Below are 23,697 nucleotides of genomic sequence, written 5' to 3' on the forward strand. Positions count from 1 at the left end.
TGAAGGCTACGCTGCTATCGGGCTGAAAATTTCAGTCCGATCCAGAATATCCGGGGCGTTCCAAGGTCTATCGACGTTCCCACTTTGCGGGTCACAACCTGTTCATTGAGGATATTTTCCACCCGGCCGGTCAATGCGATTTGCCGGGTGAGGGGGATTTGTGCAAAGCCGTCAAAGGTTAGTGCCGACGGCAAAATATTCGCCTCAAGATCATCTTCGAATTGTGCGCCGACATAACGGGCTGTTGCCGACAATATGGCGTCGGCGCTTGGTGTCCACCGCACGGTCGCATTTGCGGCATGTCGGGGGCTTTGTGCGGGGGTGAGCCCGTTGAGCCCGCTGGCGATGCCGGACGCGCGCACTTTGCTGTGGCTGAACGCGTAAGACCCGGCAACGCTGACGGCACCAAATTGCGCTTCGCTGCTAAGTTCGATGCCCTTGGCAATCACAGCATCGACATTGCCGCGCTGGCGCAGATTATTGCCAATGGTGACGTTGGCGATGGCGTCGTTGAGCCTGTTGTAGAATAATGTGGCACCAAGGGTCACGCCATTCGCGGGCCGGACATCAAACCCCGCCTCGACACCGCGCAGCTTTTCCACGTTCAGCGCTTCATTGGCGCGCGTTGCTACGGGGAAGACGGTGAACGGGCGGTAGAGTTCATTCAGCGTTGGCAAACGAAAGCCGGTATAAGCCGCGGCACGGAACGCGAGGCCATCGGTCGCCGTATATAATGCGCCAACGCGTGCGCTGGACTGCCAACTTGCGCGATCGGCAAAGACATCATCGCGCACGACGGTTCCGTTGGTGGCGCGCTCTGCAAAAAAGCCGTTGGTGATCGTCCAACGGTCTGCACGGATGCCGCCGGTCAGCGTCAGATCGCCAAGCGTCCAATCATTCTCGGCGAAAACACTAAATGTCGCACTATTGCCACCGGCGTTGCGCCGTGCGGTGATGAGGCCGGTGACGCCGCTGTAGACATCTTCAAACAGCTCGCCTTCTGATAGCCGCGCATCGACGCCCATGCGCAATTGATGATCGCCGCCAACGGGTGGCCTGACCTCAATTTTGCCGCCGACGCCCGTGGATGGCGTGTTTCTTTGGTCGAGCGTTTTGCGGAACGACGTTGCGCTGATCACGATGTTGGTAAAGTTGCGCGCCTGAATATAGGCGAGCGCGTCGACTTGCCAGCGGCCCTGCGACACGATGCGAATGCTCGCGTCCTGTCCTTCGGAGCTGCTGTCTGCGCCTGCAAAGCGCAAGGTGCGGTTGTCCTGAAACAGCAGTCCGCGGAACTGCAGCTCAACCCCGTCCGTCAAAGGCGCAACAGCGCGTAATCCGGTTGACCAGCTGTCGTAGGCGGCGCGGACGTCGGTGGGCTGGCGGGTGGCGCTTGGCGCGGTGTAAAACCCGTCGCCGCGATCCCGCCGACCCGATATGCTGACAAATCCGGCGCCGAGGTCAGCCGCAAGGCCAGCGGACAATTCGCTGGCGTTGCCGCTGCCGTAAAAGGCGGACAATGCGGCATCGGGCAGGTCGGTCCGGCCTGCGCTGTTCAGTTCGATGGTCCCTGCGACGGCCCCTGCACCAAAGGCACCATTACCGCCGCCGCGCGTGACGCGAATGGATGATAACCGTTCGGGGGTGATTGCGCTAAAGGGGATGTAGCCAAAAAACGGGTCGGCCTGAGGCACGCCATCAAGCAGCACCAGCGTGCGGCTTGACGCATTGCCGCCCAGCGCGCGCAAGGTGGCACCTTGCGCCGATGGATTGGCAGACCGGCTATCGGAACGCCGGAACTGTTGAAATCCGGCAACATCGGCGAGGATATTTTCAATCCGGCCAGACGCTTCGCTGGTTAAGCGCGCGCGGTCGATTTCCACTGAGCCATACGCGGGGTCACCCTTCGTCTGGTCGAGCCCTTTTCCGGTGACGATGATAAGGGGGTCCGCACTCTCCTGCGCATAAGCCGCAGGCGTGCCGATGACGAACGCCAGTAGCGAGGTTCGAGCCAATAGCGTGATCATGCAGGTTCCCAAAAAAATGAAGGATACGGATATTGCGGCGTTCTGACGCCCATATATGCACCGTCAGCAATTTTTGAACCATAATATACCAAGGTTGCATTAATGGTCCGACACGGGCATTGGCGGCGCACGTAATTAGGAGAAGAGCTATGCGTCAAATCGATCATTTCATTAGCGGCGGCGCGGGCGCCAGTGCATCGCGTTTTGGCGACATAATGGATCCAAACAATGGCGGCGTTCAGGCCCGCGTTGCATTGGGCGATGCCGCTGTGTTGGAACGCGCGGTGCAGGCAGCATTGGCCGCGCAACCTGCGTGGGCGATGACCAACCCGCAGCGCCGCGCACGCGTAATGTTCGAATTCAAACGCTTGGTTGAAGCCAATATGGATGATCTGGCGCATATGCTTTCGTCCGAACATGGCAAGGTCATTGCCGACAGCAAGGGCGATATTCAACGCGGGTTGGAAGTCATCGAATTTTGCTGCGGCATCCCGCATGTTATGAAGGGCGAATATAGCCAAGGCGCTGGCCCCGGCATTGACGTATATTCGATGCGTCAGCCTATCGGCGTTGGTGCAGGCATAACGCCGTTCAACTTCCCCGGCATGATCCCCTTGTGGATGTGTGGCCCCGCTATTGCGACGGGCAACGCGTTCATCATCAAACCAAGCGAGCGTGACCCAAGTGTTCCTGTGCGGTTGGCGGAACTGTTTATCGAGGCCGGCTTGCCCGAAGGCATTTGCCAGGTCGTGCATGGCGACAAGGAAATGGTCGACGCCATTCTTGACCACCCCGCCATCGGCGCGGTCAGCTTTGTCGGTTCGTCCGACATCGCGCATTATGTCTACAACCGCGGCGTTGCCAACGGCAAGCGTGTGCAGGCCATGGGCGGTGCGAAGAACCATGGCATCGTCATGCCCGACGCAGACCTTGACCAAGTCGTCAATGATTTGGCCGGCGCGGCCTTTGGTTCAGCCGGTGAACGCTGCATGGCGCTTCCTGTCGTGGTGCCTGTTGGTGACGACACGGCCGAGCGTTTGAAGGCGAAGCTCATTCCAGCGATACAAGCCCTACGTGTCGGCATCTCAACCGATGCCGAAGCGCATTATGGGCCTGTTGTAACCGAACAGCACAAGGCAAAGGTTGAGGGCTGGATCCAGACCTGCGTTGATGAAGGCGGCGAGCTGATTGTTGATGGACGCGGGTTCAAGCTTCAGGGACATGAAGAAGGTTACTTCATTGGACCAACCTTGTTCGACCATGTCACTACCGACATGGAAAGCTATAAGGAAGAAATCTTCGGCCCAGTGTTGCAGATTGTCCGCGCGGCCAACTTTGAAGAGGCCTTGGCGCTTCCGTCGAAGCACCAATATGGCAATGGCGTCGCGATCTTCACGCGCAATGGCCACGCCGCCCGTGAATTTGCGGCACGCGTCAATGTCGGCATGGTCGGCATCAACGTGCCGATCCCTGTTCCCGTTGCCTATCACAGCTTTGGCGGCTGGAAACGCTCTGCCTTTGGCGACACCAACCAGCACGGCATGGAAGGCGTGAAGTTCTGGACCAAGGTCAAGACCATCACCCAGCGTTGGCCCGATGGCTCGCCCGACGGTGGCAACGCGTTCGTCATTCCCACCATGGGGTAAATCACATGAAAATCGCATTTATCGGTCTGGGGAACATGGGTGGCGGCATGGCCGCAAACCTCGTTAAGGCGGGGCACGCGGTAAATGCGTTTGATCTGTCGGCCGACGCTTTGGCGCGCGCGCAGGAAAATGGCTGCGCCACATTTACGTCCGTGCGTGAGGCTGTCGATGGTGTTGACGCTGTCGTCTCGATGCTGCCCAATGGCAAAATCGTCGATAGCGTATTTGAAAATGATGTATTGGGCCATGCCCCTAAGGGCGCGATATTGCTCGATTGTTCGACGATTGATGTTGATACCGCGCGCAAGGTGACGGCGGATGCTGTCGCAGCCGGCTATGACATGGTCGATGCGCCGGTCTCCGGTGGCATTGCGGCGGCCAATGGGGGCACATTGACCTTCATGGTGGGTGGCACGGATACCGCCTTTGCGCGGGCAGAGCCGATCCTGTCGGCGATGGGCAAGGCGGTCATTCATGCTGGCGGATCAGGGGCTGGTCAGGCGGCAAAGATATGCAACAACATGCTGCTGGGCGCATCGATGATTGCGACGTGCGAAACTTTTGCCATGGCGGAAAAGCTCGGGCTCGACCTTCAAACCTTTTACGACATTTCGTCGAAAGCCTCTGGCCAAAACTGGTCGATGACAAGCTATTGTCCCGTTCCAGGCGTCGGGCCGACATCGCCTGCGGATAATGATTATCAGGGCGGATTTGCGACCGCACTGATGCTGAAGGACCTTAAGCTAGCCATGGAAGCTGCGCAGTCCGTCAACGCCGATGTGCCCATGGGCGCGCGGGCGGCCGAACTATACGCGCAATTTGATGCAGATGGAAAAGGTGGCCTCGACTTTTCAGCAATAATCAAAACACTAAGCTAAGGCCGACAATGATCTAAAAGATCTACTGCGACGCCAAGGCGGCCTTCTAGGGCAGAGTTCATGGTGAAGCGATCCCAAAGAGGGGCGGGGCGCTTTAGCGTGCGCGGAAGGCGGCCGTTTACTTCTAAATCAGACGCTGCCTGATTACTTTTCTCCCAAAACACCAAAATTATGCTCTATGCGCCGCTACCGCAATCGTGTCATGGGTTGCCCTACGGCAACGTTTCCGGTCCACAAATGGTCAATACATTTGCAGCCACCTATAAGCGCTTCATATCCATAGAAAGGGGAGGGTATGTTTTCTGAAATGCTAGAAAGCGCAATAGAAACGCTCTCCAAAGTGCTGGATCCCAACGGTCCTGCACAGGCCGCGACTGCGAGTAGCTTCACGCCAACGGATTTTAGCGTCCACTTCTTTTTGCAGTTAGCTATCATCATCCTAACCTGCCGGATCGTTGGCAAACTGGGCCAAAAATATCTTGGTCAACCCCAGGTTGTTGGCGAAATGATCGCGGGCGTGATCCTCGGGCCATCATTATTTGGCTATTTTTTCGCGGATGCACAGGCCGCGGTTTTCCCCGGACCGACTAAAAACGTGCTGTATTCGGGGGCACAACTTGGTGTCGGTTTGTACATGTTCTTGGTCGGCACAACGTTGCAACTGGACCATTTCAAATCCAAAGCAAAGAGCGCGATGAGTGTATCTTTCGCGGGTATTGCGGCCCCGTTTTTGATTGCAATATGGCTAACCCCATGGCTGCTTACTGTTCCGGGTCTATTTACACCGGGAATTTCGCAATCAAGCGCGACTTTGTTCATGGGCGCTTGCATCGCGCTGACCGCGTTCCCGATGTTAGCGCGCATCATTAACGAACGAGGGCTAGCGAAAACGTCGCTCGGCACATTGTCGCTTGCCGCCGGTGCCTTTGACGACGCTGTATCTTGGTGCGTGCTCGCAGTGGTTCTGGCAACCTTTGGCGCAGGCCCCGGCGTTGCCGTTCTCGCAATAGGTGGCGGGCTGCTTTACGCCACGTTTATCATCCTGTTTGGCCGCAAAATTTTCGCGCCGCTTGGGCGAATCGTCGAGCGCGAGGGCGAAATGAGCATGACTGTGCTTGGCATAACTATCGCTGCATTCTGTCTGTCCGCGTTCATCATGGACGGAGTTGGAATCCATGCAATTTTCGGCGGCTTCATTCTGGGGGTTGTTATGCCCCGCGGCCTTTTCGTTGAAGAGTTAAAGAAGAAGGTTGAGCCGCTTGCAGTCGTTCTATTGCTGCCGATGTTCTTTACCTATTCTGGGCTCAACACGCGCATGGATATGGTCAACACGGTTCCATTGCTGTTGATCGCACTGGTCATTCTGGCGGGATCAATCGTCGCCAAATTTGGTGCGTGCTATGTCGCTGCGCGGGTTGCGGGCGAAGACAATCGCACCGCATTGGGTATCGGCGCGTTGATGAACTCACGTGGTTTGATGGAGCTCATCATCATTAACATCGGTCTGCAAAAAGGCATAATCGGACCGACATTGTTTTCAATGCTGGTGCTTATGGCGATTGTCACCACGATGATGGCAAGCCCGTTGTTTGAATTGGTGTACGGCCGAAAAGCGCGTGAATCAGGCGAGCTCGGGGCACTCGAAAAAAAGGATGTGGCTCTGGCCGATTGAACCCCGGTTTGATTAGGGAAATTGCCTTTTTCAAGCAGGAGCGGGGCAATATCGGTTCAGATATTCGCCATGTGACGGCATGTGCTGGACCACAAACTGGATCGATTTTTCCATTTCGTCAATTTCGCGCCGCGTATTTGGTTCGCTCACCGCGTCTGCCATGGCGTTGTGCCCGCCCATCTTGATACCCTGTCCCATCATGACAGCGGCCCAGCTGGTTTCGGTAAATAGCTCGTCATCTTCGCGGAATATTTGGCCGTTTTGGCGGAACAGCTCGACCTTCTCGGTGAGGCTGTCGGGCACGGGCATGTTGCGGCAATAGTTCCAGAAGGGACTGTCGTCACGCGTTGTGCTGTTATAATGGAGGATAAGGAAATCGCGGATGCGGGCATATTCCTTGCCGGTCAGGCGATTGAACGCGTCTTCTTGCGCTTGCGTCACCCCATCGAGAGACAGCAACGCAATCAGCTTGTTAATCCCCGTATTCACAAGGTGAAGCGAGGTGGACTCTAGAGGCTCCATAAAGCCCGATGCCAGACCAAGCGCGACAACATTCTTGTTCCAAAACTTTTTACGCCGACCCGTTACAAAACGCAGGAAATTTGGTTCCGCACCGGGTTTTCCAGCGATGTTGTTGACCAGGATGCTATGTGCTTCGTCATCAGACATATATTCATTGCAATAGACATGGCCGTTGCCGTTGCGGTGCTGCAAGGGAACCTGCCATTGCCATCCTGCCGAATGGGCGGTTGCGCGGGTGTAGGGCAATGGGCCACTGCCATCTTCACGCAAGCATGGCAGCGCTACCGCGCGGTTGCAGGGCAGATAATTGGACCAATCGTCATATCCGGTTTTCAGCGCCTGTTCGATCAACAGGCCTCGGAAGCCGGAGCAATCGATGAACAGATCGCCCTTCAACACGTCGCCATTTTCCATGGTCACAGACGATACAAAACCGCTTTCATTGTCTAATGTGACATCAGAAATCTTGCCTTCACGACGGACAACGCCGCGCGTTTCTGCATAATTGCGCAAATATCGGGCGTAGCGTCCAGCGTCGATATGATAGGCGTAGTTAACGGGCGGCAAATCGTCGCGTTGATAATCTTCCGTTCGCGCAAAGCGCCCGAAATGCGCGGCCATTGTTTCGACGTTGAAAACCTGAATGGGGCGCTTGTCGCCTGCTTGCTGATATTTGTGCCACACATGGTGAAATGAAATGCCATCGACCTGATAGCCATAATTGCCAAAGGGGTGGATATAGCTGTCGCCAATCTTGCCCCAGTTGACGAACTGAATGCCCAGCTTGAAACTGCCTTGGACCATGGAGAGCAGGTCGCGCTCGTCGATTTCGAGCAAACGGTTAAAGTCCAGAAACGGAGGTATCGTCGCCTCGCCAACACCGACGGTTCCGATCTCTTCCGATTCGATCAGCGTAATCGCCACGGGACGACCCGCGCGAATACGGGACAGCGCAGCTGCGGCCATCCAGCCCGCGGTTCCGCCGCCCACGATGATGATATGATCGATTGCCATCCGACTTCTCCCTTAAACATCCTGCGTAGCTATATAGACGAGAACTGCAAATTGTGAACGTTCATTTTATCTCTTGTGAACGCTCTCAATTGTGGATATGTGTTATGATAAAGGGGGAGTTCATATCCTCCGAATCGACATCAGGGAGGATCATTTGGCACGCAAATCTTTATTCGGAGCATCGCGATCGCAGCGCCTTGCTGTATTGACGACGGCATCCAGTATTGCACTATGTGCAGCGCAGCCAGTTTTTGCACAAACGGCTGACCAGCCCGCTGAAGCTGCGGAAAGCGCTGAGGCTGAAGACGCGATCATCGTGAGCGGCTATAAAAAGTCTCTCGCAGACTCGCAGAGCATAAAGCGTGAAGCCGACACATTTGTTGATGTAATCACCTCCGAAGATATTGGCGCGCTTCCCGATCGTTCTGTTGCAGAAGCATTGCAGCGCGTCCCTGGCGTCAACATTTCGCGTTTTGAACAGCGCAATGACCCCGACCGCTTTTCGGTGGAAGGTTCAGGCGTTGTTATTCGCGGATTGCCCTATGTCCTGTCGAACCTGAATGGCCGCGAAATTTTTTCGGCCAATGGTGGCCGGGAATTGTCGTTCAATGACGTTTCGCCTGAATTGTTGGGCCGTGTCGAGGTTTTCAAAAACTCGACCTCCGACATGTTGGAAGGCAATATCTCTGGCTCCGTCAACCTTGTGACGCGCAAGCCGCTCGACAAACCGGGCTTTCATGTCGCTGGCTCGATTGAAGGCAATTATGGAGACATGGCGAAGAAATGGTCGCCGGGCTTTTCCATTCTGGGTTCAAATACATTTGAGACAGGCGCTGGTACCTTTGGCCTGCAGCTGGCGTATAGCCAATCTGAGCTGGCAACCCGCACCGACGCATCGCAAATTACCGATCCTTGCTATCGCGACCGTTCACTGACTGGCCCATGTATTCGTGTACGTCCAGTCGGATCTGGCGGTTTCGGCAGCGGCACGCCTTTGAACGCGTCCAACTTTCCGCCTGCAAATTCCGTTTTTGTACCAAAAGGTGCCGGCGTCCGCACAACCGACCTGAATCGTGACCGCAATTCATTTTCGGCGGTTGGTCAGTGGGAAAGCAATGATGGGCGTGCTGAGGTCACCGTGGAATATCTGCGCGCGTCGACCAATGCGACGTTAAATGAATATGCCGCTTTGGCTTTGGTGAATGACGACGCGCTGTTTCCTATACTCGCGCCGGGCACAACCGCAATCTATGACGATAATCAATTCGTCGCAGGTACGCTGACCCAATCCTCTGGCGGTGTTAGCGGGATCCCAACCGAATTGCTGCGTTTCCAACGTGAAGACACGGCAAAGACCGAAGATTTCTCGGCCCATATCAAGCTGAGCCCCACCGATCGTTTGCGCTTCAACTTTGAAGTACAGCACATTAAATCGGATCGTACCGAAGATGGCTTTATCTCGGCGATGCAGACCTATGCCGATTTGCGTATCGACAACCGTGGCAGCACGCCACTCGTCGAGTTTCTGCAACCCGGACTCGCTACATCGCCGTCGAGCTATTTCAATGACCCGAGCAAGACCTTTTACTGGTTCCTCATCGACAATCAGGTGAAGAATGAAGGTCAATTGACCAGCATGCGCGCCGATGCCGAATATGACGTTAGCGATGACGGCTTTTTCAAAAAAGCGCGCTTTGGCGCACGTTGGGGTGACCGTAACCGCGTAACCCGCAGCGCGAATTTCTCCAACTGGGGCAATTTGGGCGCGCCATGGACAGGACGTGGCGGTAACTGGAACTGCGGAGATTACCAGGCATTCGGCTGTGGCGGTGCATATGTTCGCGACTTCCCGAACTCGGCCAATTTGCGTAACCCATTTGGCGACAGCTTCCAGCGCGGTAATGCGCCGGTTCCGCTTGGGGATGGCTCTGCCTTCTTCTTCGGCGGCGACAATATGGTCGCTGATTATCTGAGCGGTGCCATCCGGACGCAGGCGAATGCGATTACCGCTTCCACCCTGACACCGAACGCATGGTTCCCGATTTCAGCGCGTTCAGGTAACTTGGCTGGTGGTCCATGGACAGCTGGTGAAATTTCGGACGTCGAAGAAAGCACGTCCGCTGCATATGCACGCGTTGATTTTGGCGCGGATCTTGGTGGCACAAAACTCAGCGGCAATATCGGCTTGCGCTATGTCAGTACCAAGGTGAGAAGTGGCGGTTCTTTCAGCCTGCCAACACCTGAGTTCTTCGACAATAACGGCAACCGTGATGGCATCGTCCAACTGGCAGAAGTGCAGGGCTCATGTGCCTTTATTCTCGCCAATAATATCACACCGGTACCTGGCTATTGCGGCTTGTCAGCCGCGCGCCAAGCGACCTATGCGTCGTTGTTTACAGGAGAGGTCATTTCCGACCCGCTGAACATCCGCTACACAAACTGGCTGCCCAACTTCAACGCAAAGCTTGATTTTGGCAACGGTGTCTTGGTGCGTGGTGCAATCTCCAAGGGTATTTCCCGGCCAGATCTGTCAGCGTTCACGTCAGGTGGCGGTGCATATGACAACACCAACAATCTGCGCGCCGGTGGGCTTTTGGCCACGGGTCCGTTGCTTGCCATCAACACGGGAAATCGATTCCTGCGCCCCGTTGAATCGGTGAACTATGACCTCTCTCTCGAGTGGTATTGGGCAGAAATCGGTTCGTTGACGGTATCCGGCTTTGTAAAGGATGTCAGCAATATCGTGAATAGCGGCGCCATAGTGCGTCCATTTGTCACGCCGAAGGGCGTCAACACCGATATTCTGTTCAACACACCGGTGAATAGCGATGGTGGAACATTGAAGGGCGTTGAAGTTGCTTATCAGCAAACTTACGATTTCCTGCCTGGCCTATTAAGCGGTTTGGGCGCCGGTCTGACATATACTTATGTTGATGCAGGCGATTTCAACAACGCTTCGCTTGGTTCTGAACAGAGCCCGCTTTCGGGCGGACTGCCATTGGCTGGGGTCTCGAAACATACGATCAATGCCGTCGGATTCTACGAAAAAGGTCCGTTGTCATTCCGCTTGGCGTATAACTGGCGGTCTGAATTTGTGCAGACACCGCGCGACGTCATCTTCCCGTTCTCGCCCATTTACGGCGAAGCAACAGGCCAGCTTGACGGATCAATCTTTGTTTCTGTGACCAAGCAATTGAAACTCGGCATTCAGGGCGTGAACTTGCTTGATGAAGTCACACAGACATCACAAGTCATCGATTTTGACGGCACCCGCGCAACGCGCTCGGCGTTCCGGAACGATCGACGCTTCACGTTCCTTGCTCGATTTGAGTTCTAATACGTAGCATCAGTGTTGCGGAAAAGCGGGCCTTGGTCATATGACTTGGGTCCGTTTTTCTTTCAGCCCGCGTTTCAGGAGAAAACTATGCCGCCCAAAATTGCCTTGCTCGGTGCTATGATCGGTTTGACGGCGTGCTGGACAACGGCGGCCACAGCACAGGCTTCAGAAAATAACTGGACGCTTGTGTGGGCCGACGAGTTTGATGGCAGCAAATTGGACCGCAAAAAATGGAAGCCCGAAAAATCGTGCTGGGGCGGCGGCAATCAGGAACGGCAATGCTACACCGATAGGCCCAAAAATATTAAGGTCGCCGATGGCAATCTGCATTTAATTGCGCATAAAGAGCCGTTTACGGGTCCCGATCTGCCGCCTGAATTTTCAAACAAGCCTTATCCACAAAAGACGCAGGAATATACCTCCGGCAAAATTCGAACGCTTGGCATTTCCAGCTGGAAATACGGAAAAGTCGAATTTCGCGCAAAGCCGCCCAAGGGCCAAGGCACCTGGCCTGCCGTATGGATGATGCCCGCCAACAGCGTCTACGGCGGCTGGCCACTTTCGGGCGAGATTGATATTTTGGAGGGTGTTAACCTCGGCGCCACTTGCGAAACATGCACGGGCGGTGTTGGTGAGAACCGGATGATCAGCGCGATCCATTTTGGCGATTACGCACCGAAAAACAAATTTCATGATACGCGCGTGGCGCTGCCGTCAAACGCTTTGCCTTCCGATGAATTTCACATCTGGACGCTCGAATGGGGCGAGGGCGTGATGCGTTTCTATCTCGATGGCCGGAAATATTGGGAACGGACCAGTGCGGATTGGGAAACAGCGTCGCCATTGGCGAAATCAAATCCCGTTGCGCCTTTTGACCAGCCCTTCTACATCATGGCTAACCTCGCCATTGGGGGTGGCCTGTCAGAGAAGAATAACGATAAAGGCGTTGCATCGGATGTAACACCTGCAGCGTTTTTGATCGACTGGATCCGCATCTACCAATGCAGCAGCGACAAGGAAAAAGGTCTGGCCTGCATGCAGGGCGGCAAAGAGAGTAAGTAAGTTATGGCGAGACGCCGCCAGGCCGTCACAATTAAACATGTCGCAGCCGATGCGGGGGTTTCCCTGCAAACGGTAAGCCGCGTCATCAATAATGAGCCTAACGTTCGGCCTGCCATGCAGGAACGGGTGCAGGCGTCCATTGATAAGCTTGGCTATGTCCCGTCCATCGCTGCGCAACGGATGAGCGGATCACGTTCGTACCTGATCCTTGCGATCAACGACCGGGAACGCACAATTGCCGATTGGCGGAACCGCCAAGGATCAGACTGGGTAGACCAAATGCTTTTCGGCGGCATGCTGAAATGTGCCGAACATGGATACCGGATGATCTTTGAACTGGTCGATACCCACAATGATCATGTCGAGCGTGAATTGGGCGCAGCCATTGCCGCGCTGCAGCCAGACGGCGTCATCCTGACCCCGCCGCACTCTGAAAATCCGCTCATCACCGGATTTCTTGCCAAACGCAAAATCCCTTTTGCCCGCATCGGATCGATCACATCGGGTCCGGGAATCGCGATGACGATGGATGACGAGGGCTCGGCCCGACGCGCAACCGAACATCTCATCGCGCTTGGCCATAGCAGGATCGGTTTCATTGCTGGCCCTCAGGAATATGATTTGTCCAACTGGCGTATCGACGGGTGGCGCGAGGCGATGGCCAGTGCCGGCCTTTCCTGCGATGCGTTATGCGTCCGAGGCGATTTTGGATATGATAGCGGTGTGCTGGCTGCAAACGCGCTGCTCGATTTGGAAAACCCGCCCACGGCGATCATCGGCAGCAACGACCAAATGACGCTTGCCGCGTTGGACGCGGCCAAGACGCGTGGCTTACACATTCCCGGCGATTTATCCCTTATCAGTTTCGACAATACGCCCGTTGTGCGTTTTACCGTGCCCGAACTCACTGCCGTTGATCAACCCATCGCCGCAACCTTTTCCAAGGCGGTGGAGCTATTGATTACCAATGGTGACGCGCTTGTGCCGCATCAACCGGTTGTTATTGAAGGCAGCCTTATTGCGCGCAGCAGCACCGCACCACCGTCTGCACATGGTCGCGCCTAAATCTACGGACAGCAGCCGGCAGTCGGCAACGTTCATGTATTTGTACGCGCTCGCCGTATCTGGCGGTGCCGTCGCCTATATGCCGTTTCTGACGATATTGCTGCCGCTGCGCGCGACCGACATCTCCGGCAATGACGCCCTTGGCATGTTGGCGATCGCGGCCTTTGTGGGCGCTGTAGCCGCAAGCGTGGCCAATATCGTCTTTGGATGGGCCAGCGACAAAAGCGGCGCACGACGCCCGTGGATATGCGCCGGATTAGCCTTATCAACGGCTTTGCTGCTCATCACTGCTTATGCCAAGAGCCCGGCGGCGATGATCGCCATCATCATATTCTGGCAAATCGGCCTGAACATGATGCTCGCGCCCTTAACCGCGTGGGCCGGTGACACCATTCCCGATTCCCAAAAGGGCTTCCTTGGCGGTCTATTGGCGTTAGCGCCCGGTATGGGCGCGCTTTCAGGTGCGTTTGTAACGATGAACGATGCTGTTCCATCGGAGCACCGTGAAATCATTATCGCGATGTTGGTGATAGCCATGGTCAGTCCGGTGCTGATTTTTGGCAGACCGATATCGATGCCGGGGCTGAACACCGCGCTGACGGATCAAACAACCGATGGGGAACAGAGCGCCGGAACACGGCACGCCGCCGTTAAAATGTGGATTGCGCGGTTATTGATCCAAATTGCGGAAGCGTCATTATTTGCGTTTCTGCTTTTATGGTTCCGCAGCGTCGATCCGGATTTCGGCGAAAATAATGCCGCGAATATCTTTGCGCTTGTTCTGGGTACGGCTGTGTTTTTAGCATTAGCTGTCGGCCGCTGGTCCGACCGTGCAAACCGCCCCATTTTGCCGCTCATATGTGGGGCAGCGGCAGCAGCGGCCGGACTGATCATCATGTCGGTTTCGTCATCTTTACCCGTCGCTATCGCCGGCTATGTGGTCTTTGGCTTGGCGAGCAGCCTTTTTCTGGCGTTGCACTCAAGCCAGACGTTGAGGGTGCTCCCCCGTCCACAAACGCGTGGACGGGATTTGGGCATTTTCAACCTGACGAACACCGTGCCATCGCTCATCATGCCATGGCTAACACTCGCGTTGGTACCCACTTATGGCTTTGGCAGCCTGTTTCTGTTGCTAGCGGGGCTGGCGGTCATTGCGTGCCTGTTATTGGCAACAATGCCGCGCCAGCACGCGCGCGATTAGGCAGGCTTGCGCGCGTAGATACCGAATGCCGCGATGATCGCATAGCAAAGCATCGGTAACGTGAACGCTATGGCGAGACTTCCCGTCACGTCAGCGATAATGCCCGTGAGCAGCGGAACAACAGCGCCGCCGACGATGGCGACGTTGATGATGCCCGAACCATCGGCAGCGCGTGACCCCAGCTTTTCACAGGCCAGCGTGAAGATCGTCGGGAACATGATCGCATTGGTCAGGCCCACGGCTAACAAAGAATAGCCAGCAACTTCGCCCGTGCTTTGTGTGGAAAAGATCAGCAGTGCAATTGCGGCAACCGATACAGATGCCAGCACCTTACCCGGGCTAAGCACACGCAGCACCGCAGAGCCGATGAACCTGCCGACCATGGCGCCGCCCCAATATAGGCCAATAAGCTTGCCAGCGTCCTGTTCGGGCAAAGCCATCACATGATCTTGCATCAAATAATTGACGATGAGCGAACCAATCGCGACTTCGGCGCCGACATATAGGAAAATGCACAAAGCACCGAAACCGAAACGAGGCCGCTTCAATAAGTCGAGGCCAGCCAAGCCCTCGCTCGCCTCATGCTTTTCGCCCTTCAGCGCATCGCGAAACAGCCATACCACTGCGGCAACAATCGCTAGCGCAATCGCAACACCCAAATAGCCGTTCACAATGGCTTGGCTCTCTGCAGTGCGATAGGCGTCAAGCTCCACTCCGGATAGTTGGTTAGCGGTTACCGTCGCAAGACTTCCGAGAATAAGGATAGAACCAACGATCGGGAAAACCGTGGTGCCAAGCGAATTGAATGCTTGCGCAAAGGTCAGGCGGCTATGCGCCGTGGCAGGTTTGCCAAGCATGGAGATCAAGGGGTTGGAAACCACTTGGACAATGACCACACCGCTTGCCAGCACAAACAATGCCAACAGGAATACGCCATAGGTCGCGGTCTGGCTCGCGGGAATGAACAACAGACAGCCAGCCATCATCGTCAAAAGGCCGGCAACCGCGCCGCGCATATATCCAATTTTCTTCACGAGCCGCGCGCCGGGAATGCCGATGACGGCATAAGCGGCAAAGAAACAGAACTGCACAAGCATCGCTTGCGTGTAATTGAGCGTAAACAGCTCTTTTAACTTCGGGATGATAACATCGTTGAGGCTGGTGATGCCGCCGAAGATGAAGAACAGCCCCATCACGAACAATTGCAATTGCGGTGCGTCGATATGAGTATCGCCATTATCTGCTGACGCAGATGCGCCGGGTGCCAATGCCATCTTCTCTCTCCCTTGTTTTTAGCGCGCTTTGCCGGGGCAGGACGCGCCTTTTTTTGTCGTTTCGATATGAACGTTGCGAATGGTCGCAACAAGGCCTTTCGCCGCCTGCATACGTATGGGGGAACCAACCGCGTCCAACTTCGCACCAGCTGCGGCAAAGCAACGCAGCGGAATGCGGGTTTGTGCGGGCGTTCCCGTTGGCAATGCGCGCATCGTGGTTTTTATATCAAGCGCAGCGCCACCAAAGGAAAGCATGACTGGCCCGGTCGCGGGCTGATCAATTCGCCAGTCGATAAGCAGCGACCAGTCTTCCTTCAACGGCTTGCTTAAGTCGACAGCAGGCCCGTTGACGACAAAGGCGCCATCGGCGTTCCAAGTGAACTGCCGCGCGTCTTCCTGCGCGGACATATCGACGGCCCGCGCGCTAATCGAGCCGTCCATCTGCAAATTCCAAGGTGCGGGCACTTTGCCACGGACGAAATATTGCGTGGCGATGGTCAGCGATGACAAATCGACGCGCGGGTCTTCGTTAACCGGAGCAAGCTTGTTCGATTGCGAGTAATCGAGGCCATAGCCCAGCGGGAAAAGCGGCACATCGATCGGTGACCGCGCATCTGCTGGCCAACTGAAAGGCAGGCGGCCCGTGAAGTCACGCAATGTCTTTCCGTTTGCGCCTGCGACCAACACATCGGCGACACCCCGCCCTTGCGTGCCCGGCAACCATGCAGCAACAAAAGCGTCGGCTTGGTTGATAAGCTTGCCCGTAAACATGGGCCGTCCAGATAGGAACAGGACCACAACAGGAATATTCTGCGCCTTCAATCGCGCGATCATGTCCTCTTCGGCAGGCTGGGGCCGGAATGCGAGGTTTGGCACATCGCCTTCAAACTCGGCATATGGTTTTTCACCCAGGACAATGATCGCCACATCGGGCTTCTTTTCAAACATGCCCGATGCCGAAATATTGGCCGTGCCGCCGCCTGCTTTAACCGCGTCCGAAATCGCACGGCCAATCGTCTGGCCATTGGTAAAATCGGCGGCAGTGGTATCCGTGCCTTGCCAGCTAATCGTCCAACCGCCGGCCTGCATCGCCATATTGTCCGCGCCGGAACCGGCGATCAGGACATTGCTACCATTACGAATGGGCAGAACGCCGCTATCATTCTTGAGCAGCACCAGTGATTTTGACACCGCCTCACGCGCAACATCAAGATGCTCTTGCGTGCCAACCAAAGATGTTTGCCCCCGCACAGTCGGCGCATCGCCCATGAGGCCAAGTTTGTATTTCACGCGCACGATTCGCCGCACCGCATCGTCCAACCGTGCGGTGGAGATCCTGCCATCCCGCGCCGCTGCCAGCGTCGATGCAAATAGCCCCTTCCAACTGTCAGGCGCCATGAACAGGTCCAGCCCGGCATTAACGGCCGCAGCGCAGTCGGTCGCAGAACAGCCCGCGACTTGGCCATGACCATTCCAATCGCCAACAACCAGCCCGGCAAAGCCCATCCGGTTTTTCAACACATCGGTCAGCAGAGAGGCATTGCCATGATGCTTCACTCCGTTCCAGCTTGAGAAGCTGGCCATAACGGTCAGTGCGCCTGCGTTGATAGATGCTGGATAGCCCTGCGCATGTTTTGCGACCAGTTCGGCTTCGCTGATCTGGGCATCGCCTTGGTCGCGGCCGTCCATGGTGCCGCCGTCCGCAAGGAAATGTTTGGCAGTTGCGGCAACATGCGTGGCGTCCAGCGGCGCACCGGCAACAAGATTGCCTTGCAAGCCTATGGTCATCGCACCGGCATAGGCCGCAATCAATGCAGGGTCGGAGGAATAGCCTTCATAGGTTCTGCCCCAGCGCAAATCTTGTGGTGCGGCGAGCGTTGGCGCAAAGGTCCATTCAATCCCGCTGCCTGAAATCTCTGCCGCCGTGGCTTTGCCAATGCGTTGGATAAGGTCGACGTCGCGAGCCGCGCCAAGTCCGATATTATGCGGAAAGATGGTTGCCTGCGGCAGGTTTGAATGCCCATGCACCGCATCGACGCCAAATAATATGGGTACACCAGCGCCTGATGTACGTGACGCATCGCGAAATGCACTAACCAGCTGCGCCCATTTTGCAGCGTTAGCGCGCTCGTCGCCATAAGGTCCGGAATTACCGCCCGCAAGGATCGAGCCAAGCGGATATGTCTTGAGATCCTCAGGCGTGATGGCGCTGATGTCAGCCTGAATTATTTGACCGACCTTCTGCTCCAACGTCATTTTTGAAAGCAACGCCGTTATCGCGTCTTCGGTTTTCGTATCGGTAATCGCCGCGGGACTTTGGGCCGTTGGCCAGTTGGCAACATTTGCAGTCGTCGCAGCAGAAGGCGCCGCCGGCTTCATAGTCTGTGGGTGCGTCACCGCTGAAACACATCCCGCCGACACGAAGGCCATCAGTGCCATCGATCCCCTTAACCGCATCAAACCAACTCCAAAACTTCGTTGTGAACGTTATCATAATTTGATGACAGCAACGGGGGGAGAAATCAAGCTTCATCACGATGCTGCGTAACCAAAAGCGGACAGTCCGCTTCAGGTCCAACTGACGACGTTCAAAGCGTACCAAGAAAATCCTGAAAGCCGTGATGTGTAACGGTCATCGCAAATCGCTGGAAGTGGACCGAAAGCGGCACGGTCGCTTTTGGACGCGCAGCAGAAGTTCTGTTTTGCGGCGGTCGATGAGCAAAGGCGTCCTCTTCCAGAAGACTAGCGCACCGCATTTGCCATCGCTCAATGGAAATATTCTCCCTTGTGCTCACGCCAAGTGTTCGGCAGAACTCCGATGAACGGGTGATCAAGAAGGATATGGGATGAGCGCTGTCGTCAAATGGTTTACGGCAGGGATAGTCGTTGTCGCTATGGTCGTTGTCGTAGCGTGGTTCACTTCACCCGATCTGCAGTTTAATCCGGCAAGCTTCGAGAAAGATCCGCTGGTTCAGCGTTTGGCTCCTCCCGAGGAAGCCACCACACTTGCCCAGTTTCGCAACGCTGAAGGCGAAATACGCACTGTGCTGGTGACGGGCTACAACAAAGAAACTGTCGTTGGCATCGACCTTAAAGAATTGGGAGCGCCCCAAACAGACGATCCATTCGAAGCGCTTTCAGGCGCAGATATTACTCCCGTGCTGTCCGATAACGCCGACAATGTCCCCACAATCTCGCTTCCAATCGCAAATCTACTTGCAGCGGGACCAACGGGCACACAACATATCGGAACAGGAACGAATTTTCCTGAGCACGCTGACGAAGCTAATAGCAGCTCTGTCTTTCAGTTTCCAAAGTTTGGCCCTGCAACAGCAGCAAGGACCCAGGTAATAGCCGTTGCCGGGGTTTTGCTTGACTATGAAGTAGAGATTTGTGTCCGCTTTGATCGAACATTACGCGCACCGAATGATTTTGACGTTGCTGTAAAAGGGCTCTTCCTTTGCGGTGATTTCACCAACCGAAATGCACTCATCAACCTAGCCGACCCAGACAACTTGAATTCCGGACGCGGCTTCAGTGACGCGAAAAGCGGACCCGATTTCTTTCCGACCGGGCCATTCCTTGTTATTCCAAAGGATTGGAAGGCGTTTGTAGCCAGCATACGCATGACGACAAATGTGAACGGTTCGCCTCGCCAAGACGCACGAGGCAATGAAATGACGCTTGATTTCAAACAGCTGGTCGACAAGGCCTTTAGAGACATGGCGAGACCGCGTTTTCTATATCGGGAAAATTATTGGAAGTTGGCACCGGAAGGCAGCATTCCGCCGACCATGACGCTGATGTCGGGAACCGCTGAGGGTACTATCTTCACACCGCCGTCCCGCGGCGATACGATAGATGGAGCGGTAGCCTATGCATTGCAAGGCGGACCATTTGGCAAGCAAACGTTTTTTGATGTGGTCCGCCAGACTTTTATTGCCAATGAGCTTGCCGATGGCCACTATCTCCAGCCGGGCGATGCGGTGCATCACGGATCTAACTATCTGGGCGACATCGTTGTTAAGATTTCCAAATGATTTCTGAGATAATTTTTGCGACTGCTATGTTCTCGGTGGCATAAAGACTATCTGCTCACGAGTGAAGAAAAACGCCACATTTAAGTCTGCTATCGGGCGCAGAACAGAACCGCTGGAAGTGGACCGGGAACGGACTGTCTGTTTTTGGGTAGAAATGCCAAAAATCGGCTAATTAGGATAGTCAGCAAACTCGCCTGTTGTCGCTAACGCGGATCTCGTTCGCTTCGCATAATGGCGCTTCCGAACCTCTCTGGTTGATCAACACACTCTGCAACTAGAAAGGCGATATCTCGCCGCATTAAACTTGATGCGCAAATACAATCGATTGCAATTATATGTTGCAATGCACCACCTCATTTCCTAGGAAAATGGCAATTGACCTTCAGAATCGGGAAATACGCACCTTGACCTCAGCATGGACGCATAAGCACGTGTCGCGTATCGCAGAGCAAAGCTTTGATACTGTCAATGTGGTAAATGGGCACGATGCTACCCCGCTTTTGCCGGGGATTGTGCTTTGGGATATGTGGCCCATCCAATGCCCAGACGGCAGCATTGCCGATATTGCTGGCGGGGCGGTGTGGATGGCCCTTGCTGCGCCAGACCGTTCAGACCCAGCGTTACGCCATTTTGAAGCGCGCATCAGGCTGCTGCACCTAAAAGAAGGGCAATGGCGTGATTTGGGGTGGGCGCTGCCTGACACAGATTATGCATTCGAACGGGAATGGGCCGGTACGGCCCTGCTCAAAAATGGAATTGTCTCATTATTCTTCACCGCAGCGGGTGTTGCCGGCAATCCGGGCGGCTATCAGCAGCGCCTGTTTGAAACCCACGGAACTTTGCAGGCCGATGGCCAGATTAGCAATTGGTCCCCCCTTCAGGAATCGGTGGCCAACAACGGGCTGCATTATCATATCGCCGATCAGCAAGAGGGCGAGCCTGGCAAGATTAAGGCTTTTCGCGACCCGGCCTATTTCTGCGACCCTGCAGATGGGCAGGAATATTTGCTGTTTACAGGATCCTTGGCAGGCCCCGCGTCCGAATATAACGGCGCGATCGGCATCGCCCGCCGATCGGATAATGGCGGCTGGGAACTTTTACCGCCCTTATTGCATGCAGATGGCGTCAATAATGAGTTGGAACGCGCCCATATGGTCTCGAAAGATGGCCTATATTATATTTTCTGGGTTACCCAGGCGGGCACATTCAATCCCGAAGGGCCAATTGGGCCAACCGGGCTTTACGGGATGGTGTCCGACAGTCTTTTTGGCGATTATGAACCGCTGAATGGCAGCGGCCTGGTCTTGGCCAATCCGCCCGAAGAACCCATGCAAAGCTATAGCTGGCATGTCACGGCAGAGCTTCTGGTTAGTAGCTTTGTCGATCATTGGGGACTGAAAGGTCGTAGCCTCGCAAACAACCCGCAGCTGGCGGCCGAGAGTTTCGGTGGAACGCCTGCCCCGTTCGTCACACTCATGCTCGATGGCAATCGCGCCGGTCTGCGCCGCGAATTGGCCCATGTTGGTTGATGGGCGGCGGATGTTAGGGGCGATCGAAGCCGGCGGAACCAAATTCGTTGCCGCGATTGGCCGTGGTCATGATGATATTGTGGCACAGGTGCAAATACCGACCACGACCCCTGACGAAACGCTTCAGCGCACAATTGACTGGTTTCGTGCCAATGGTGACATCGCAGGTCTTGGCCTTGCGTCCTTTGGACCGGTCGATCTCGATCCCGCGTCGCCGGAATGGGGATATATCACCAATACCCCTAAAGCAGGTTGGGGACAGACAAGTGTTGCCGCGCGTCTCGGTGATGCCTTGGGCTGCCCTGTGGGCCTTGATACCGATGTGAATGCCGCGGCTATCGGAGAGCATCTTTACGGCGCAGCACAAGGCTGCGACGTTGCCATTTACGTCACAATAGGAACAGGCATTGGCGGCGGCGCGGTGATTAACGGCAATACGGTAAAGGGCAGCCGCCATCCGGAAATGGGGCATATCCTGCCGCGTCGCCACCCGCAGGACATCGATTTTGCCGGCATCTGCCCAGCGCATGGGGATTGCTTAGAGGGGCTGGCGTCCGGCCCTGCGATTAAGGCCCGCTGGGGCGCGTCGCTCTCCGAATTGGCCCCTGACCATGTCGCCCATGACATCATTGCCGATTATCTCGCGCAACTTTGTCAGACCCAAATTGCGCTCTATTCTCCGCAGCGCATTATTTTGGGTGGCGGGGTGATGCAAACCGCAGGGCTTCTCGATAAGATAAGAGAACAGGCCACAAAGCGTGTGGGCAGCTATTTTGGCGTGGATGCTGGCGCGATCATCACGCCGCCGGGCCTTGGCACACGCTCCGGCATTGCGGGTGCCTTTGAACTTGCGAAAAGGGCTGTGAATGGCAAAAAATGATGCAGGCAGTGCCGTAGCAATCGTCATTGTCGGTGGCGGCACGGCCGGTTGGTTGACGGCGGCATTTTTGCAGAACCAGCTGCCGCACACATTGAACCGGCCCGTTGAGATCACGGTCATAGAGGCCGAAGATATTCCAACCGTCGGCGTCGGCGAAGCCACCATCCCGTCGATCCGCCAAACGCTGGCCGCATGCGGCATTGAAGAACATATCTTCCTCAAAACCTGCGGCGCGACATTCAAACATGGCATTGAGTTCATCAATTGGCGCGACGACCCCCAATTGTGCGGCGCCAATAACTATTTCCACCCCTTTGGCGACCAAATCATGGTCGCGGGCAAGGATGCGACGTGGCAATGGCTGCAACTACCCTTGGAACAACGCGCGCCTTATGCCGAACAATTTTCCGTGCAGGCCGAAATCGCGCGGCGCGGTCAGGCGCCGAAGAATTTCAGCGACAAGCCTTATGACGGCGCGCTGGCTTACGCTTATCATCTCGATGCCGGCAAGTTGGCGACATATCTAAAGACACACAGCAAGGCGCGCGGCGTTTGCCACAAAGTTCAAAAAGTCATCCAAATTGATCGGGATTTTGAAGACATCAGCGCATTACATCTCGACAATAAGGAGCGGATCGAAGCCGACCTGTTTGTTGATTGCACCGGCTTTGCGGCACGGTTGATCAATTCAGACCAACAGAACATTTTCAACAGCCTTTCCGACACCTTGTTCGTGGACCGCGCCATTGTGACGCGGGTGCCGAATGATAGCCTTGCCGACGTCATCGGTTACACAAAGTCTACGGCGCAAAGTGCGGGTTGGATCTGGGACATCGCGCTTCAGGATCGCCGCGGTGTGGGCCATGTCTACAGCTCGCGTTATATAGATGATGATGCTGCAAAGGCCGAGCTCGCCGCCTATGTGCAGCAACCGGTTGATATGTTGGAATCACGGCGGCTGGACATGCGGATCGGCTATCATGACCAACAATGGCGCGGCAATAGCGTTGCCATCGGGCTGTCGAGTGGCTTTCTGGAACCGCTGGAGTCGACCGGAATTTACCTTATTGAAATGGCTAATTGGGCCATGCTCGAATTTGTGCCGCGTTACCTGGGCGGATCACAGCCCCAATCCAGCTACAACCGGATTCTGCACAATCATTACAACAACATCGCTGACTTCCTGAAGATGCATTACTGTCTGTCCAACCGCCGGGACACGGCCTTTTGGCGCGACAATTGTGATCCTAAGACCATCCCACCGTCGCTTCAGGCCAATCTGGCGACTTGGAAAACAGCGGTCCCCAGCATCTATGATTTTCACAGCACGACCCAGTGCTTTTCCGCCACGAATTACAAATTCGTTCTCTATGGTATGGGATGGGGCAAAGCAGCGATACCGCCGTCTGAACCCAGCGCGCCAATACAGGCCATGATGGGTGAACTTGCCCAACGGCGGAGCAAGCTGCGTGATTTTGTGCTGCGCGATACAGTGGCCAACAGCAGCTATTTTGAAGCGCTACAAAAGCTTTAGTCCCTTACCCACTGCG

The 23,697-nt window shown here is 55.5% G+C and carries 15 protein-coding genes; 11 read left to right on the plus strand and 4 right to left on the minus strand.

Translation table 11 applies throughout. The features are described 5' to 3' along the window. Positions 1-14: 14 nt before the first annotated feature. The gene (locus GGR91_RS01905) at positions 15-2,027 is read right to left on the minus strand and encodes a TonB-dependent receptor plug domain-containing protein (protein WP_183939511.1); all 2,013 of its coding nucleotides are present in this window, start codon (positions 2,025-2,027) and stop codon (positions 15-17) included. A gap of 149 nt (positions 2,028-2,176) precedes the next feature. Between GGR91_RS01905 and GGR91_RS01910 the strand changes: the two genes are divergently transcribed. The 3 genes from GGR91_RS01910 (at position 2,177) to GGR91_RS01920 (ending at position 6,223) form a co-directional block, all read left to right on the plus strand. Next, a complete protein-coding gene (locus GGR91_RS01910) occupies positions 2,177-3,673 on the plus strand; it encodes a CoA-acylating methylmalonate-semialdehyde dehydrogenase (RefSeq protein WP_183939513.1) in 1,497 nt (498 codons plus the stop codon). Between the two features lie 5 nt (positions 3,674-3,678). After that, the gene (gene mmsB / locus GGR91_RS01915; RefSeq protein WP_246337010.1) at positions 3,679-4,551 is read left to right on the plus strand and encodes a 3-hydroxyisobutyrate dehydrogenase; all 873 of its coding nucleotides are present in this window, start codon (positions 3,679-3,681) and stop codon (positions 4,549-4,551) included. A gap of 295 nt (positions 4,552-4,846) precedes the next feature. Next, on the plus strand, positions 4,847-6,223 hold the full coding sequence (locus GGR91_RS01920; RefSeq protein WP_183939517.1) for a cation:proton antiporter: 1,377 nt from the start codon (positions 4,847-4,849) through the stop codon (positions 6,221-6,223). Between the two features lie 30 nt (positions 6,224-6,253). Here GGR91_RS01920 and GGR91_RS01925 read toward each other — a convergent pair whose 3' ends face one another. Beyond that, complete coding sequence (locus GGR91_RS01925) at positions 6,254-7,759, minus strand: tryptophan halogenase family protein (RefSeq protein ID WP_183939519.1); 1,506 nt, start codon at positions 7,757-7,759, stop codon at positions 6,254-6,256. Between the two features lie 154 nt (positions 7,760-7,913). Here GGR91_RS01925 and GGR91_RS01930 point away from each other — a divergent pair, with 154 nt between their 5' ends. The 4 genes from GGR91_RS01930 (at position 7,914) to GGR91_RS01945 (ending at position 14,424) form a co-directional block, all read left to right on the plus strand. After that, on the plus strand, positions 7,914-11,096 hold the full coding sequence (locus tag GGR91_RS01930) for a TonB-dependent receptor (RefSeq protein WP_246337011.1): 3,183 nt from the start codon (positions 7,914-7,916) through the stop codon (positions 11,094-11,096). A gap of 87 nt (positions 11,097-11,183) precedes the next feature. Then, complete coding sequence (locus GGR91_RS01935) at positions 11,184-12,158, plus strand: glycoside hydrolase family 16 protein (RefSeq protein ID WP_183939523.1); 975 nt, start codon at positions 11,184-11,186, stop codon at positions 12,156-12,158. Positions 12,159-12,161: 3 nt separating this feature from the next. Further along, a complete protein-coding gene (locus tag GGR91_RS01940; protein WP_183939525.1) occupies positions 12,162-13,223 on the plus strand; it encodes a LacI family DNA-binding transcriptional regulator in 1,062 nt (353 codons plus the stop codon). Then, entirely contained in the window at positions 13,177-14,424 is a 1,248-nt protein-coding gene (locus GGR91_RS01945; protein ID WP_246337012.1) for an MFS transporter, read from the plus strand. The genes GGR91_RS01940 and GGR91_RS01945 overlap by 47 nt, the downstream gene beginning before the upstream one ends. Here the strand turns inward: GGR91_RS01945 and GGR91_RS01950 are convergent. Together GGR91_RS01950 and GGR91_RS01955 are read right to left on the minus strand one after the other, a co-directional pair. Further along, positions 14,421-15,698, minus strand: a complete 1,278-nt coding sequence (locus GGR91_RS01950; RefSeq protein ID WP_183939527.1) for a sugar MFS transporter — start codon at positions 15,696-15,698, stop codon at positions 14,421-14,423. The two genes, GGR91_RS01945 and GGR91_RS01950, sit on opposite strands and share 4 nt — an antisense overlap. Positions 15,699-15,716: 18 nt before the next feature. Then, the gene (locus tag GGR91_RS01955) at positions 15,717-18,137 is read right to left on the minus strand and encodes a glycoside hydrolase family 3 protein (RefSeq protein WP_246337013.1); all 2,421 of its coding nucleotides are present in this window, start codon (positions 18,135-18,137) and stop codon (positions 15,717-15,719) included. Between the two features lie 407 nt (positions 18,138-18,544). Between GGR91_RS01955 and GGR91_RS01960 the strand changes: the two genes are divergently transcribed. From GGR91_RS01960 to GGR91_RS01975, 4 genes are all read left to right on the plus strand, one after another. After that, complete coding sequence (locus GGR91_RS01960) at positions 18,545-19,738, plus strand: fumarylacetoacetate hydrolase family protein (RefSeq protein ID WP_221204197.1); 1,194 nt, start codon at positions 18,545-18,547, stop codon at positions 19,736-19,738. A 431-nt stretch (positions 19,739-20,169) separates the two neighbouring features. After that, entirely contained in the window at positions 20,170-21,267 is a 1,098-nt protein-coding gene (locus tag GGR91_RS01965) for a glycoside hydrolase family 68 protein (RefSeq protein ID WP_322788757.1), read from the plus strand. A 10-nt stretch (positions 21,268-21,277) separates the two neighbouring features. Beyond that, on the plus strand, positions 21,278-22,147 hold the full coding sequence (locus GGR91_RS01970) for an ROK family protein (RefSeq protein WP_246337014.1): 870 nt from the start codon (positions 21,278-21,280) through the stop codon (positions 22,145-22,147). Next, on the plus strand, positions 22,134-23,681 hold the full coding sequence (locus tag GGR91_RS01975; RefSeq protein ID WP_183939535.1) for a tryptophan halogenase family protein: 1,548 nt from the start codon (positions 22,134-22,136) through the stop codon (positions 23,679-23,681). The genes GGR91_RS01970 and GGR91_RS01975 overlap by 14 nt, the downstream gene beginning before the upstream one ends. The last annotated feature ends 16 nt before the right edge of the window (positions 23,682-23,697 follow it).

The sequence above is a fragment of the Sphingorhabdus rigui genome, from assembly GCF_014196595.1.
GTDB classification, from domain to species: Bacteria; Pseudomonadota; Alphaproteobacteria; order Sphingomonadales; family Sphingomonadaceae; genus Sphingorhabdus_B; species Sphingorhabdus_B rigui.

Bases quoted from the DNA above. Each gene is read 5' to 3' on its own strand.
- GGR91_RS01905 (WP_183939511.1), bottom strand. From the start codon at position 2,027: ATGATCACGCTATTGGCTCGAACCTCGCTACTGGCGTTCGTCATCGGC.
- GGR91_RS01910 (WP_183939513.1), top strand. From the start codon at position 2,177: ATGCGTCAAATCGATCATTTCATTAGCGGCGGCGCGGGCGCCAGTGCA.
- mmsB (WP_246337010.1), top strand. From the start codon at position 3,679: ATGAAAATCGCATTTATCGGTCTGGGGAACATGGGTGGCGGCATGGCC.
- GGR91_RS01920 (WP_183939517.1), top strand. From the start codon at position 4,847: ATGTTTTCTGAAATGCTAGAAAGCGCAATAGAAACGCTCTCCAAAGTG.
- GGR91_RS01925 (WP_183939519.1), bottom strand. From the start codon at position 7,759: ATGGCAATCGATCATATCATCATCGTGGGCGGCGGAACCGCGGGCTGG.
- GGR91_RS01935 (WP_183939523.1), top strand. From the start codon at position 11,184: ATGCCGCCCAAAATTGCCTTGCTCGGTGCTATGATCGGTTTGACGGCG.
- GGR91_RS01940 (WP_183939525.1), top strand. From the start codon at position 12,162: ATGGCGAGACGCCGCCAGGCCGTCACAATTAAACATGTCGCAGCCGAT.
- GGR91_RS01950 (WP_183939527.1), bottom strand. From the start codon at position 15,698: ATGGCATTGGCACCCGGCGCATCTGCGTCAGCAGATAATGGCGATACT.
- GGR91_RS01955 (WP_246337013.1), bottom strand. From the start codon at position 18,137: ATGGCACTGATGGCCTTCGTGTCGGCGGGATGTGTTTCAGCGGTGACG.
- GGR91_RS01960 (WP_221204197.1), top strand. From the start codon at position 18,545: ATGAGCGCTGTCGTCAAATGGTTTACGGCAGGGATAGTCGTTGTCGCT.
- GGR91_RS01970 (WP_246337014.1), top strand. From the start codon at position 21,278: ATGTTAGGGGCGATCGAAGCCGGCGGAACCAAATTCGTTGCCGCGATT.
- GGR91_RS01975 (WP_183939535.1), top strand. From the start codon at position 22,134: ATGGCAAAAAATGATGCAGGCAGTGCCGTAGCAATCGTCATTGTCGGT.